The sequence below is a fragment of the Rossellomorea sp. QJM3NY_18 genome, from assembly GCF_056173145.1.
Map to the genome: position 1 here is coordinate 2,704,247 of NZ_CM149659.1, position 14,668 is coordinate 2,718,914.

The 14,668-nt window shown below is 44.5% G+C and carries 15 protein-coding genes; all 15 read right to left on the reverse strand.

Translation table 11 applies throughout. The features are described 5' to 3' along the window. Positions 1–113 precede the first annotated feature (113 nt). Positions 114–326, reverse strand: a complete 213-nt coding sequence (locus AC0VXY_RS13925) for a hypothetical protein (protein ID WP_279724248.1) — start codon at positions 324–326, stop codon at positions 114–116. A 232-nt stretch (positions 327–558) separates the two neighbouring features. Further along, a complete protein-coding gene (gene spo0A, locus AC0VXY_RS13930) occupies positions 559–1,338 on the reverse strand; it encodes a sporulation transcription factor Spo0A (protein WP_435990193.1) in 780 nt (259 codons plus the stop codon). Between the two features lie 324 nt (positions 1,339–1,662). Beyond that, positions 1,663–2,952 carry a SpoIVB peptidase gene (gene spoIVB, locus AC0VXY_RS13935; RefSeq protein WP_475525564.1) on the reverse strand — a complete coding sequence of 430 codons (1,290 nt, stop codon included), beginning with the start codon at positions 2,950–2,952 and terminating at the stop codon, positions 1,663–1,665. A 126-nt stretch (positions 2,953–3,078) separates the two neighbouring features. Further along, positions 3,079–4,788 carry a DNA repair protein RecN gene (gene recN, locus AC0VXY_RS13940; RefSeq protein WP_475525565.1) on the reverse strand — a complete coding sequence of 570 codons (1,710 nt, stop codon included), beginning with the start codon at positions 4,786–4,788 and terminating at the stop codon, positions 3,079–3,081. A gap of 109 nt (positions 4,789–4,897) precedes the next feature. Then, positions 4,898–5,347, reverse strand: coding sequence for a transcriptional regulator AhrC/ArgR (gene ahrC / locus AC0VXY_RS13945; RefSeq protein ID WP_060672439.1), 450 nt, complete (start codon positions 5,345–5,347; stop codon positions 4,898–4,900). Between the two features lie 366 nt (positions 5,348–5,713). Next, the gene (locus AC0VXY_RS13950; RefSeq protein WP_475527869.1) at positions 5,714–6,550 is read right to left on the reverse strand and encodes a TlyA family RNA methyltransferase; all 837 of its coding nucleotides are present in this window, start codon (positions 6,548–6,550) and stop codon (positions 5,714–5,716) included. 2 nt (positions 6,551–6,552) lie between these two features. Continuing rightward, positions 6,553–8,445: a 1-deoxy-D-xylulose-5-phosphate synthase gene (gene dxs, locus AC0VXY_RS13955; protein WP_475525566.1), complete on the reverse strand. Its 1,893-nt coding sequence runs from the start codon at positions 8,443–8,445 to the stop codon at positions 6,553–6,555. A 21-nt stretch (positions 8,446–8,466) separates the two neighbouring features. After that, on the reverse strand, positions 8,467–9,099 hold the full coding sequence (locus AC0VXY_RS13960) for a hypothetical protein (protein WP_435990189.1): 633 nt from the start codon (positions 9,097–9,099) through the stop codon (positions 8,467–8,469). A gap of 703 nt (positions 9,100–9,802) precedes the next feature. Beyond that, the gene (locus AC0VXY_RS13965) at positions 9,803–10,693 is read right to left on the reverse strand and encodes a polyprenyl synthetase family protein (protein WP_475525567.1); all 891 of its coding nucleotides are present in this window, start codon (positions 10,691–10,693) and stop codon (positions 9,803–9,805) included. 3 nt (positions 10,694–10,696) lie between these two features. Continuing rightward, positions 10,697–10,930, reverse strand: coding sequence for an exodeoxyribonuclease VII small subunit (xseB, locus tag AC0VXY_RS13970; RefSeq protein ID WP_475525568.1), 234 nt, complete (start codon positions 10,928–10,930; stop codon positions 10,697–10,699). Beyond that, positions 10,917–12,284, reverse strand: coding sequence for an exodeoxyribonuclease VII large subunit (gene xseA, locus AC0VXY_RS13975; protein ID WP_435990186.1), 1,368 nt, complete (start codon positions 12,282–12,284; stop codon positions 10,917–10,919). Before xseA ends, xseB begins: the two co-directional genes overlap by 14 nt. Positions 12,285–12,397: 113 nt before the next feature. Continuing rightward, on the reverse strand, positions 12,398–13,264 hold the full coding sequence (gene folD / locus AC0VXY_RS13980; protein ID WP_475525569.1) for a bifunctional methylenetetrahydrofolate dehydrogenase/methenyltetrahydrofolate cyclohydrolase FolD: 867 nt from the start codon (positions 13,262–13,264) through the stop codon (positions 12,398–12,400). Positions 13,265–13,284: 20 nt separating this feature from the next. Continuing rightward, positions 13,285–13,671, reverse strand: coding sequence for a transcription antitermination factor NusB (gene nusB / locus AC0VXY_RS13985; protein ID WP_475525570.1), 387 nt, complete (start codon positions 13,669–13,671; stop codon positions 13,285–13,287). A gap of 295 nt (positions 13,672–13,966) precedes the next feature. Beyond that, on the reverse strand, positions 13,967–14,239 hold the full coding sequence (locus AC0VXY_RS13990; protein ID WP_475525571.1) for a hypothetical protein: 273 nt from the start codon (positions 14,237–14,239) through the stop codon (positions 13,967–13,969). Then, positions 14,239–14,649: an Asp23/Gls24 family envelope stress response protein gene (locus AC0VXY_RS13995; protein ID WP_475525572.1), complete on the reverse strand. Its 411-nt coding sequence runs from the start codon at positions 14,647–14,649 to the stop codon at positions 14,239–14,241. Before AC0VXY_RS13995 ends, AC0VXY_RS13990 begins: the two co-directional genes overlap by 1 nt. Positions 14,650–14,668: the final 19 nt, after the last annotated feature.

The window sequence follows — 14,668 nt, forward strand, 5'->3', positions numbered from 1 at the left end:
TGACTCCATTATATACTTATTTAGTTTCTACTCAAAGGATGAACCTTTTTACACCTATCTTCAAAAAAACCCTGAGAAACTCAGGGTTTTTCGCGTTTTGTGGTGGCACTTGATTAGAACCAGCGGCAACGGCATCTGCGACGGTTGTCCATTTCACCGGCTACATCATTATCCCTGCAACGGCGAACGGCTCTGCAGAAATCTTCTCCTCTGATATAAGCTTTAACAGGCACTCTGAAGTTGTTGTCGGAAGCCCCTGCTACGTCATTGTTTCTGCAACGGTCATAGGATCCTCCTACATCGTTATTATCACGGTAGTATCCCATAGTCTCACCTCCCCCTATTTTGTTTTTGTACTACACTTTATCTTATGACGCAGGGGACAGGCTGTAAGGGCGAACCACCATTTTTGAATAAAAGAGGCGATTGTAATAGGGTTTGATGACGCTTTGGAAGGACAAACAGAAGAAAATGAGCAAACAAAAACCCCCTGACCCGAATAATCAGAGGGATAGTCATGTGAAAATTTGAAAGATGCTTGTATTATTCCTTACGCTTTCAAGAAGCCATATGCTCAAGGCGCAGTTTGTCCGCTACCATGGCAATGAATTCCGAATTGGTCGGTTTTGCTTTTGACATGCTGACGGTGTATCCGAATAAAGAAGAAATGGAATCAATATTCCCTCTGCTCCAGGCCACTTCAATGGCGTGACGGATCGCCCGTTCCACACGTGATGCGGTCGTATTGTATTTCTTGGCAATATCCGGGTATAGGACCTTTGTGATGGACCCGAGTAACTCGATATCGTTATACACCATAGAGATCGCTTCACGTAAATATAAGTATCCTTTAATATGTGCCGGCACGCCGATTTCGTGGATGATGCTGGTGATACTTGCATCCAGGTTTCTAGGTTTTTGTTCTGTATTCATTCTGGATGAGGAAGGTTTTTTGATGATTGAGTTTGATTTACCGCTGACTTGTCTAATATGACTTACTAGATTTTCCATATCGAATGGTTTTAAAATAAAATAAGAAGCTCCAAGGTCGACAGCTTTCTTCGTCACATCCTCCTGTCCGAAGGCCGTAAGCATGATGACATTGGGGATGCCCTTCTTTTCACGAAGGCGTTCAAGCACTGCCAGTCCGTCCAAATGAGGCATGATGATATCAAGGACAAGGACATCCGGATCAACTTCATCTAATAAATCTAAACAATCTTGACCATTATGGGCAATCCCCACTACTTCCATATCATTTTGCGAAGCAATGTAGTCCTCCAATAAAGACGTCAGCTCACGGTTATCATCCACAACACATACTTTAATCGATTTCACTACAGGTTTCCTCCTCAATCCTAATTAATTCATCTCTGTAATTTTATTCTAAATTACTTTTTCGACAATGCAACCTAAATTCCTTTTATTTTTGAAAAAAACTTGAAAATTATTATATTTTCTTTGTTTTTCTAACGATTTCTTTATATTTCGACCCTATTCGATATTCCTGATTCGTTTTGTCGAATAATCTTTATTTTATCAAGGATGAGCTCTCTTTGGCAAACGGATGTGAGTAAGAATTCCGGGATGCCCCATGGCACTTCAAAAAAAAGAACCCTTATAAGTACCCGGTTTCGGTACTTTCGTAAGGGTTTTCCACTTTTAGCTTGCCCGGTTATGATCTTTTTTATAAATATCGATTCCTGCTTCACTCAGCATCCATTCAATGTGTACCCCGTATCCGCTCGTCGGGTCATTGACAAACACATGGGTGACAGCCCCGATGACCTTCCCATCTTGGATAATCGGACTCCCGCTCATCCCCTGTACGATTCCACCTGTTTTCTTGAGCAACTCGGGATCCGTCACTCTCAAGACCATCCCTTTTGTTGCGGGATATTTCTGCGGGATGGTACTGACGATTTCAATATCGTACATTTCAACTTCTTTCCCATCCACTACAGTTAATATTTGTGCCGGTCCTTCTTTCACTTGATGAGATAGCGCGATGGGCATTGGCTTATCCATCAGTTCATTTTCAATGGACTGATTTAATTCACCAAAAATTCCAAAAGGACTGTTCCGCTTAATATTACCAATGACGTTCCGGTCAGAAGAAAAGCGGGCCAGTTTCTCTCCTGGTTTTCCATCCGTCCCTTTTTGAATCGAAGTGACTTCCGAATTCACGATTTCCCCGTTTTCAACGACAATCGGTTTTTTTGTATCCATATCGGAAATCACATGGCCGAGGGCTCCGTATTTCTTGGACTTTGGATCATAAAATGTCATCGTACCGATACCTGCTGCTGAATCACGGATATACAGGCCTAACTTATAGTTTTTGTCCCCTTTTTCTTTCAATGGAAGCAATTGTGTCTTTACTGTCTTTTGATCCCGCTTGATTACGACGTCAAGAGATTTCGCTTCTTCGCCTGCCTTCTGAACAAAAGGGGCAACATCGGCAAGTTCTTCAATTTTCGTTCCATTAATTTCAGTAATCATGTCCCCTACCTGAATACCTGCTTTTTCGCCGGGTGACATTTTCCCACCATCTGTTTCCACCAGATGATGCCCAACCACCAACACCCCAACAGTATTTAATTTGACTCCAATGGATTGTCCACCGGGAATCACTTTGAAATCTTTCAGTACTTCTACATCGACCTTTTTTATGGGCAGGCCGGCAAGCTCGAAAACCACTTCGTCCTTACCTACAGAACTTCCCTGGATGGAGAGCTGACCTTTCCCTTCTTCCACTTGAACATGTTCATTATGCGACGAACCCATGGTCGTGACGGATGCAGCTTTAGGGAGAGCAACTTGATCCCCTTCCATCATCCTTACAGAGTTCGGAGTATTGATAAATTGTTGAACCGGTTTGTAAAAACCAATAAGACAAAGCGAAACAAGGAGAATTCCACCTATACATTTTCTTAACCAATCTAAACTCAATATATTCACTCTCCTCGCTTCTAATCCACAAACACTTACTATCGGCTACAGTTTTAATTTTGCCTTTAAAGACTACATTTATAACTGGTAATCATGAAAAAAAAGCTACCCGAATTGGATAGCTTTTCATGTCTCTTTAATGGAACCTGCCAATTGAAGTAATTCCTTTGCATGTTCCAAAGTCAGATCGGTTATTTCCACACCCGAAATCATACGGGAAATTTCCCTGATCTTATCTTTTTCCTGAAGACGTTTCACCATCGTGCTCGTCCTGCCTCCTGACATTTTTTTCGAAATGAACAAGTGACAATCGGCCATGGCTGCCACCTGAGGCAAGTGAGAGATGCACATCACTTGTGAATGCACGGCAACCTGATAGATTTTTTCAGCGATTGCCTGGGCGACCCTGCCGCTCACACCTGTATCAACTTCATCAAAAATGATCGAGGTAATCCCTTGATGCTTTGAAAAAATGGTCTTAAGGGCAAGCATGATCCGTGACAGTTCCCCACCTGAAGCCACCTTCGATAACGGCTTCAACGGCTCTCCGGGATTGGTGGAGATATAAAACTCAACCGTATCCCAACCATCCTTTTTGAAATCTTGAAAGGAAAAGGATTCATTTTCCCCGCTTTTTACAAACCGGACTTCGAATTTCGTCTTATCCATATACAGCTGCTTTAACTGTTCATGGATACTCGCGGTCAATTTCTTCGCCCACATTTTTCTTGTATCGGAAAGATTTTTCGCCTCGAGGGATAAATCTTTTTCAAGTGACTGTAATTTACTTTGTAATTGTTCAACATGGGAATCTTTATTCAGAATTGTTTCAATTTCTTCTTCGATCTTAGAACTATAGGCAAGAATCTCTTCTACCGTTGATCCGTATTTTCTCTTAAGACCGTTGATTTCATTCAATCTCGCCTCAATCAGGTCCAGTCGATTCGGCTCGAATTCAAGCTGATCCAGTCCTCCCCTGACTTGATTGGCGGCATCTTCAAGAATATAATACGCATTCGATACGGATTCAAGCGTCTTCTCATACTGAGAATCGACTTCTGCAGCGGTTTCAAGATGGCTCATGGCGAGTCCTGCCCAGTCCATCCCCTTCCTTTCCCCTTGTATGCTGTCATAAGAGGTTTGAAGCGCTTCAAATAGCCTTTCAAAGTTCATCAGTTTCCGCTTCTCATCCTGCAGCTCTTCATCTTCATTGAGCTGAAGATTCGCATCGTGGATCTCTTTCAGCTGAAATTGAATAAGATCCAGACGATGAGCCATCTCCTGTTCATTTTCATTCAATCTTTTCAGCTGCTTATAGATGGATAGATACTCTTTATAGACTTGTCCATAACCGGATAATCCGGAGGCAATATTCTTCCCCCCGAATTGATCCAATAAGGAAAGATGAAGGCTTTCATTCATGAGTTCCTGATGTTCGTGCTGCCCGTGGATGTCAATAAGGGATGCCCCGATTTCCCTCATGATGGCGATCGTCACCAGCTTGCCATTAATTCTGCAAACACTTTTCCCCGTGCTCGAGATATCCCTTCTGAGGACGATCATACCTTCCTCGACCTCGATTCCGAAGTCTGCTGCTTTCTGAAAGCAGGGATGTGTTTCATTATCAAGAATAAATAACCCTTCAATTTCAGCCTTCTTCTCCCCATGCCGTACATACTCAGAGGATCCTCTGCCGCCAACCAGTAAATGAATGGCGTCGATGATGATCGACTTACCCGCGCCCGTTTCACCTGATAATACAGTCAATCCTTCTTCAAACGAAAGGGAAAGGGAATCGATAATGGCGAAATTTTTGATTGATAGTTCTTGTAGCAAAACATTCACCTCAAATAAAAAGGAACTTTCCCCTCAAAATTTCGAAAAAGAAAAGCTTCCTATTGGATTTTGTATGAAGGGCCGTCAATAAGCCCCATGAAATTAATTGTTACAGCATATCTAAAAATCGTTCTGAAACGACTTTCGTTTCTTCTTCCGTCCGGCAAATGATCAAACAGGTATCGTCCCCGCAGATGGTTCCAAGAATCTCTTCCCAATCTAGATTATCGATTAAAGCCCCGATGGCATTTGCATTTCCAGGTAACGTTTTCATCACCAGCATATGCCCTGCCTGATCCACTTTCACGAACGCATCCGTCAGTGTACGCTTCAACTTTTGAAGTGGATTAAAGCGCTGATCAGCCGGCAAGCTGTATTTGTATCTGCCATCCATCAGCGGAACCTTCACAAGATGGAGCTCCTTGATATCCCTGGATACAGTTGCCTGCGTCACATTAAATCCTGCATTCTTCAGGCTTTCCACCAGCTCATCCTGCGTTTCCACATCTCTATTCGTAATAATTTCCCTGATTTTAATATGTCTTTGTCCTTTGTTCATCATAGAACATACACCTCTTACATTGGATTAAAGCCTGTATAAATATACCTCTACGCTTATGTTAGCCTATTTCGTTGGGAAGTACAATAAAAAAGAAAAGCGGAAGGGGCTCGTTCTGGGGCGACAAGCATAAGGCAAGTAACCCGGAAAGGCGCTCTTTGCCTTTTTGAGTTACTTGACTTATGACCTCGAGCCTCTAGCCGCCGGAGCTGGACAATGAAAAGCGGAGGCGGCTCGTTCTGGGGCAACAAGCATAAGACTTCTACCTTTTGGAGGGAGTATCGACTTTGCTTCCAACACATTTCCGGTATACATTAATTCTCTTCCATGAAAAAAGCCACTCTCCTAAGAAGAGTGACCCTGTCTTTACTGTTGTGTTTTAGCTTTAAATTGACTATGCGCTTCCTCGATCACGTCATCCGGTGTGGTGGTAAGAAGGGACTCCCCTTCACCCTCGTGCCCCGGCCATTTCAGATGAATGAGGAATTCTATATTCCCATCCCCGCCTGTAATGGGGGAGTAAGACAGGCCTGCTATATGATAGCCTTCTTTAATCGCCAATGTCATGATTTTTTCGATGACCATTTTGTGCACGGCAGGATCTCTTACAATTCCTTTTTTCCCGACCTGGTCCTTACCCGCTTCGAATTGCGGCTTGATTAAAGCGACACAATCCCCTCCAGGAACCAATAAGGTTTTCAGGACAGGCAATATCAAAGAAAGGGAGATGAAGGATACGTCGATGGAAGCAAAGCTTGGCATTTCCCCTTGGAGATCCGCCGGGGTCACGTATCGGAAGTTCGTCCTTTCCATGACCACGACCCGATCATCCTGTCTTAGCTTCCAGGCTAATTGGTTATATCCTACATCAAGGGCATAGGACATCTTTGCGCCATTTTGGAGGGCACAATCCGTAAACCCGCCAGTGGAAGCACCGATATCGATCATCACTTTACCGTCCACATCCACATCGAAGACCTGGAGGGCTTTCTCAAGCTTCAAACCGCCACGGCTCACATAAGGAATCACTTTCCCCTTCATCGTAAGGGGGATATCCTCACTTACTTTTTCCCCCGGCTTGTCCAGCCTCATTTCATTGGAATAGACAAGACCCGCCATGACAGCCCGCTTAGCCTTTTCTCTTGTATCAATTAATCCTCGTTCTACCAGAAGTACGTCTACTCGTTGTTTTTTTACTTTCATCATTAAGCCCTTTTTTGTTTTTTTGGTGTGATCGTTAAGATGCGATCCACAATGTTTTCTTTGGTCATGCCGATTTCGTTCAATAATTCCTTCACGCTGCCATGCTCGATGAAGTAATCAGGAATACCGATGCGGTCGATCACGGCGTCATGGAAGCCCTGTTCCTGTGCGAATTCAAGAACACCGCTTCCGAAACCGCCTTGAAGAACCGCTTCTTCGATCGTCAGCACTGGCATCTCTTCTTCCAGGATCCTTTTCAGCATGATCTCATCCATCGGTTTGATGAAACGTGCGTTTACAACCCGAACCGAAAGTCCTTGTTTTTCAAGGTCTGCTGCCGCTTCCATAGCCATCGGGATCGTCGTTCCGAAAGTCAGGATCGCTGCATCCGTTCCCTGTTTCAATATTTCCCACGTTCCAATCGGGATCGTTGAAAGTTCCCCGTCCATCGGTACTCCATATCCGTTTCCGCGGGGATAGCGCAGAGCGATGGGACCGTCATTATATTGAAGTGCCGTATTGACAAGGTGTTGCCCTTCATTTTCGTCTTTCGGCATCATGATCACCATATTCGGTAAATGTCTTAAAAAGGCAATATCGAATACACCTTGATGGGTTTCCCCGTCTGCTCCGACCAATCCGGCACGGTCGATCCCGATGAAGACGTTTAAGTTTTGGCGGCAAATATCGTGAACCACCTGATCGTACGCTCGTTGCAGGAAGGTAGAATATATGGCTAAGAACGGCTTCATATCCTGAGTGGCAAGACCGGCAGCGACCGTGGTGGCATGCTGCTCGGCAATCCCCACGTCGAACATCCGGTCAGGGAATTCCTCCGCAAATCCGAGAAGTTTGGAGCCGACCGGCATAGCAGGAGTAATGGCCACGATTCGTTCATCCTCACGCGCAATCCTTCGAACCGTCTCACTGACAAGGCCACTCCATGAAGGAGGTGCATTCACAGGCTTGATCAGATCCCCGGTATCGATTTTGTAAGGTCCGGTACCGTGCCAGGTTCCTTCTTTGTCCGACTCTGCGGGATGAAACCCTTTTCCTTTTTTCGTGATCACGTGTAATAGGACGGGGCCTTTGGTTTTCTTGGCATATTGAATATTTTCAGCGAGATCATTATAATCATGTCCATCAATCGGTCCAAGGTATGTAAAACCGAGCTCCTCAAAGAACATCCCGGAAACGAATAAATACTTTAAGCTGTCCTTTACCCGTTCTGCTGTACTGGCTAATTTGCCGCCAACAGCGGGGATGCGCTTAAGGATATATTCCATTTCATCCTTCACCCAGTTGTATTTCCCGGCCGTACGCAATCGGCCAAGTACACTGTGCAGGGCCCCTACATTTGGAGCGATGGACATTTCATTGTCATTCAGTACAACGATCATGTCCTTCTTTTCATGACCGATGTGATTAAGTGCTTCAAGTGCCATTCCGCCAGTCAAGGCGCCATCACCGATCACCGGGATAATATATGAATCTTCTTTCTTGACGTCCCTCGCGATGGCCATACCCATGCCTGCCGATAATGAAGTGGAACTATGTCCGGTTTCCCATACATCATGCTCACTTTCATTCCGTTTCGGAAAACCGCATAACCCCTTATATTGACGGAGGGTATCAAACTGACAGGCCCTGCCGGTTAATATCTTATGGACATACGATTGGTGACCAACATCCCAAAGGATTTTATCTTTTGGACTTGAGAAATGCTTATGAAGGGCAACGGTTAATTCGACCACCCCTAAGTTTGGACCAATATGACCGCCGGTTTTGGATAGATTCTTGATTAAAAATTGGCGAATCTCTTGGCTGAGCTCTTCTAATTGTTCATTCGACATGCTCTTTAGAAAAGAAGGCTCTTTTATTGATAATAGATCCATGGGGTCCACTCACTTTCATCACTAAATATTTTGTTTCTCACGTTTAAAACCTTTTTTCTTATTTTTATCTTTTTTGTCTTTTTTATCTTTGATTAGTACGATATGAAATCGATCTTCAAGGAATTGTAGAACTTTACCAACTCTAAATATTATATCCTTAGAATAGGTGATAGCAAACGTTTTTCCAAGCGCTTTGCCTCCGACTGTCAAGGAAGCGATGATACTTGTCAGGGTTACACTTATGATATACTCCTTCAAGGACCCTCCCTTAAGGTGAAAGGAAACCGCCAATTGGACCAGGACAATGGCTGATGCGGTCCCGCTTATGATCCCTGAAATATCACCGATCACATCGTTACAGAAGCTTGCGAATCGATCTGCGTTCCGTACAATTTTGATTGAATATTTCGCTCCGTACACCTTTTTGGCCGCCATAGCATGAAAAGGGGTTTCATCAGCAGCCGTTGAAGCGATTCCAAGCATATCAAAAAAGATCCCGATGAAGACGATGATCAACACGACTACGAGCCCGGTGAACCACGCGACTCCGTTTAAAACCATATTGGAAGTAACTGAAAAAATAGCCGCTAACACAAATGTGATAACGGCAATGCTGACACTCCATTTTATTGAGTTTTTCACTGTTTCATTCATTATCGTTTAAACACACCGTTTCTACTGTGTAAATAGTTTGGTTATATGTAATTGGGGGGTCATATAAAGAGTAAAAATTGCAGCTTAGGTCCAGTAGGTTTTCCCAATCAGGTACCGGATGTTGCCATACCGGCGGTTTCCCATTAAACCCGACTTAGCCGCGTCACCACAAGCTAGACTGGATTACCACTTAGTCCGCACTATAATCCTCTTTATATGTCCGAATATGAACAGTCTAGGAGTTTTCCTCAACAGTCCTTAACACAATCCTTAGCCTCTTTTGCAAAGAGGATTTCATATGGGCGAAAAAGCACATATCAATGGCCAACTGATGTGTACCCTGTAACCATAATCCCCTCTCTCTTCACTCAAGGCAGGCTACGCTGCTAGTGAATCATCACATCGCAGGTTCATACTTTGTTCTTATTGCATATGCTTTGAAGCCAGCATAAGAAACAAAGCCTCCGCGGCTCGCGGGTCAACGCCCACATGCCATTGTGGATCGCCCTCAAGCCTTACTCCCAGATATGACCCAAAGCTGGGCGCCTCAAGCCAATTCCAGGAACTTCATCGATGTGCCCTTTAGTGGATTTTTAGGCCCACCTTCAGGATTGGTGGACTGACTAGAATACTGCACCACCCCAAAATTTATTCTAATCATATTATAACATATGTTAAATCACTAGCTCAAATATAGAATGTTTTAATGATTCCGGGAAACGATCAATCGGGCAATTTCTGCCAACAGGCCGGAGTCCACGGGCAAGTCAGCAAGGGCCGTCAACGCCTCGTCCAGATGAAATTGAAGCTTCTCCTTCGCACCTTTCATCGTCAAAAGGCTTGGATACGTACTCTTATGTTTCGACTCGTCGCTCCCCACCGGTTTACCAATCATTTCTTCAGATCCTTCAATATCAAGGATATCATCCTGAATTTGGAATGCGAGGCCGATATGGTAGGAAAATCGTTCAAGTAGCCTGAGTTCATTCTCTGACGCCCCTGAAATGATCCCCCCGGCCAATACGCTGAATATGAGTAGCTTACCTGTCTTATGAACGTGAATGTTTTCAAGTTCCTGTACAGTTAACCGCTTATTCTCCCCTTCGATATCGGCAACCTGACCGCCGACCATGCCCTCCGGACCGGCACACCGTGCGAGAAGGGCGATGAGCTTCACCTTTTGGTCATTTGTTAACGCTTTATCTTCTGCAATGAGCTGAAAACTATATGTCAGCAGACCATCGCCTGCCAGAATCGCCGCTGCCTCCCCAAACATCTTGTGGTTGGTCGGCTTGCCTCTCCTTAAATCGTCATCATCCATGGAAGGAAGGTCGTCATGGATCAAGGAATATGTATGAATCATTTCAAGGGCGGACGCAGTATTAAGCCCGAGCATCGGATCTTGATTGAATGTCCTTATTGCAGCCAGCAGGAGGATGGGACGTATCCTTTTCCCGCCTGCTTTGAGGGAATAAATCATGGCCTCCTTTAATACAATGGGGATATTAAGGCCGTCGACGGTCTCAACCATATGGTTGGTGATCGATTCGCCATGCTCCTGTTGAAACTCTTTCAATGTAATGGGAGGAAACATGTATTATTCCTCCTCATCGAGATCAAAGGATTTTTCCCCTTCATCCGTCATCATTTTGGTTAATTGATTTTCTGCTTTTTGCAACGTATCATGACAGTATTTCGAAAGGCCCATCCCTTTTTGATAAAATTCCAGCGCCTTCTCGAGGGGAACTTCCCCTTCTTCTAATTTCTCCACGATTTCTTCCAACTGATCCATAGCTGTTTCAAATGATAGTTCTTCTTTAGACTTTGCCATTTCGCTCACTCTCCTCAACGGATTCAACTTCACAATATATTTTTCCATCTCTGACATTAATCTCGAGGCGGTCGCCTGCTTTTACTTGCTGAGATGATTTAATCAATTTGTCTTCATCCCGGTAAACAAGGCTGTATCCCCTGTCCATGATTTTCAATGGACTGAGGGCATGTAAGGTGGACAGTGCTGAAGTGAAACGGTGATTCTTTTCTTTCAACACTTGTTTAAACTGCTTTTCAAGCACTGCTTGCATAAATAAAACCCGTTCATGCTGCACCTTGATGATTTGGGATGGGTGAACACGTTCGAGCCTTGAATGAAGCCCGGATAATCGATCCCGGTTTTGTTTCACATGTATGCTGATATTTCTTTGCAGCTGATCCGTCAGCCGGTCGACGGTCTCGATCTTCTGCTGATAGAGATTTCTTGGATTCCTCAAAGCATATGATTTCGTTAATCCATTTAAGCGGCTTCTTTCACTTTGCAGCTTTGTTTTAAACGATTTAATCAGCCTTAGTTTCCGGTTCATGATTCTTTCCAATAGATCTTCAATGTGTGGAACAGCTAATTCCCCGGCAGCCGTCGGCGTAGGTGCCCTGAGATCCGCCACGAAATCGGCAATCGTAAAGTCTGTTTCATGTCCCACTGCAGAGATGACGGGAACCTTTGACTCGGCGATGGCTTTTGCCACGACTTCTTCGTTAAATGCCCACAGCTCTTCAATCGAACCGCCACCCCGGCCTATGATCAACACGTCGATATCACCGTGCTCATTCACTTTCCTCATCGCGCCGGCAATCGAGCCTGCCGCTTGATCGCCCTGGACCAGAGCAGGATATACGAGGATTTCTCCGATCGGATACCGCCGTTTGATCGTTGTGATGATGTCACGGATCGCAGCACCCGTCGGGGAGGTGACAACGGCAATCCGCTTCGGAAACTTAGGGATCATCCGTTTGCGGTCCTGTTCAAAGAAACCAGCTTTCTCGAGCTTTTCCTTCAGCTGTTCATACGCTAAATAAAGCTCACCGATTCCATCGGGCTGCATTTCTTTCACATAAATCTGATACTGTCCGCCTGACTCATACACGGAAATATCTCCGCGGATCAATACATTCATTCCATTTTCGGGCCTGAATTTCAGTGATTGATTATGACTTGAAAACATCACAGACAATATCCGGGCCTTTTCATCTTTCAGAGTAAAGTACATATGTCCGCTTGAGTGCCTTTTGAAGTTGGAAATTTCACCTCGTACAAACAAGTTGGACAGATGTGGGTCCCTGTCGAATTTACGCTTTATGTATTTTGTCAGAGCTTGTACCGTTAAATAACGTGATTGATCAAGTTCCATGCTCACTGACTCCTTTGTCCCTTGCACTGAATGAATTTTAAGTGCAGGAATACGGAAAGGGACCAGCGATTAGCCGTCCCTTTCCTTTTATGTTACGTATATTGTACTATTTTTTAACCGTTTTGGCGATTCCGGAAAGCCCATTCTGCAGATTTCACGGTGTTATAGAGAAGCATGGTGATCGTCATCGGGCCAACTCCACCGGGAACAGGTGTGATCTTACCTGCCTTTTCCTTTACTTCCGCAAAATTCACGTCTCCGCACAGCTTGCCATCTTCATTGCGATTCATGCCTACATCGATGACTACAGCCCCGGGTTTGATGTCTTCCGCCCCGATCAGATTCGCTTTGCCCACGGCAGAAACGATAATATCCGCCTGCTTTGTGAAGGAAGACATATTGTCCGTTTTCGAATGGCAGAACGTCACGGTGGCATTCCGATTCAGGAATAAGTGACCTGCCGGCTTTCCGACAATGTTACTTCGACCTATTATGACGACGTGTTTTCCTTCCACCGAAATGTTTTCATATTCAAGCATTTTCATGATTCCAAGTGGTGTGCATGAATAGAATGTATCTTGATTCGTCACCATTTTCCCAATGGAAACTGGGTGAAAGCCGTCCACATCCTTCGATGGAGAAATCGTTTCAATCACGGTAATCGGGTTGATATGTTCCGGCAGTGGAAGTTGAACGAGAATTCCATGAATATGATCCTGTTCATTCAATTCTCTGATTTTCCCAAGCAACTCTTCTTGTGTAAGAGTGGATTCATATAAATAAAGCTCTGAATGGATCCCAAGATTACTGCATGCCTTCCTCTTCATTTTCACATAAGAATGGGAGGCATGGTTATCACCCACCAGTATGACAGCCAGGCCAGGTATGACTTCCTGCTCCTTCAGCTGTTCAATCTGACTCTTTAATTGCTGCCGATAATGATCTGCAATGAGCTTTCCATCAATTATAGAAGCTGACATTCACTCGCCCCCTTACATTGTTAAGATTGACTTACCTTTGAAAGGACACCATTGATAAATTTACTGGATTGATCATCACCAAAGATCTTTGCAATTTCAACCGCTTCATTAATGACCACTTTATTTGGAACATCTTCTACAAACAGAAGCTCGAACACGCCTAAACGTAGAATATTACGATCGACTTTTGCCAGACGGTCAAAAGACCATTTCTCCAGGTTTTCACGAATATGTCCATCAATCCGTTCCTGATTCTCGATGAAGCCGAGAACAACCTGCTCAAGATAGGCATCCATCTTCTCCTCTTCCTCCAGCACGTTCCTTAACGCAACCTCCGGCTCAATCCCACTCATATCTATTTGAAATAACGCCTGTAAAGCCTTTTCACGGGCAACTCTTCTCTTCATCTTATATTTACTCCTTTAACTCCATCAATTTTCATACCTTTGATAATAGCACAAACCAAGGGCATAACGCACGCCTATCTAAAAAAATCAATATTCTGAAAAGAAAAGCGGAGGCGGGTTGGACAGGCCCGACAAGCATTTCCGGGAAATCCCTGAAGGCGCTTTTTGCCTTTGGGGATTTTTCAGAAATGACCTCGAGGGACTACCCGCCGGAGCTGGACAATTCGAAAAGCGGAGCCGACTGGGTTGGCCCGACAAGCATAAGATGAATGGGCTTTGAAGGCGTTCTTTGCCTTCATGGACCATTTAGCTTATGACCTCGAGGGACAAGGAGGCGGAGCTGGACAGCGTATACAAATAAAGAATCCAGCCGAAATCCCAGCAATTCCAGCCGTTTTGATGAAAAATCCAGCGGAAACCAATAGAAATCCAGCCATTTCAGGAAAAAATCCAGCCAATCTACTGAATAATCCAGCCATTTCCCATAAAATCCCATACTTACTTGAATTCCAGGTGCACCTCCAGACACAAAAAAGAACGGCCCCCTAAAAGGACCGTTCTTCTCCATTACATTTCGTCTTCAATTTCAGCTTCAAACTTTTGATTTTCAAATTGAACGCCTACGATATGAACATTCACTTCGTCTGCTTCGAGAGCAGTCATGTTATGCAGGGCTTGACGAATATTGTCCTGGATTTTTTGAGCGACCGTCGGGATGGCTACACCGAATTTCATGATGCAGTATACATCCACGATGATTCCTTCTTCGGCCAGTTCCACCTTGACGCCTTTACCGTGGTTTTTCTTTCCGAGTCGCTCGACGACACCTGTTGCGAAGTTTCCGCGCATTTGAGATACGCCTTCGACTTCTGACGCGGCGATTCCTGCGATTACTTCAATCACTTCAGGTGCGATTTCAATTTTCCCAAGACCGTCTTTACCGTGAGACATTTGTAAAAGGTTTTGATTTTCCGCCATGTAAGGCACCTCCTGAATT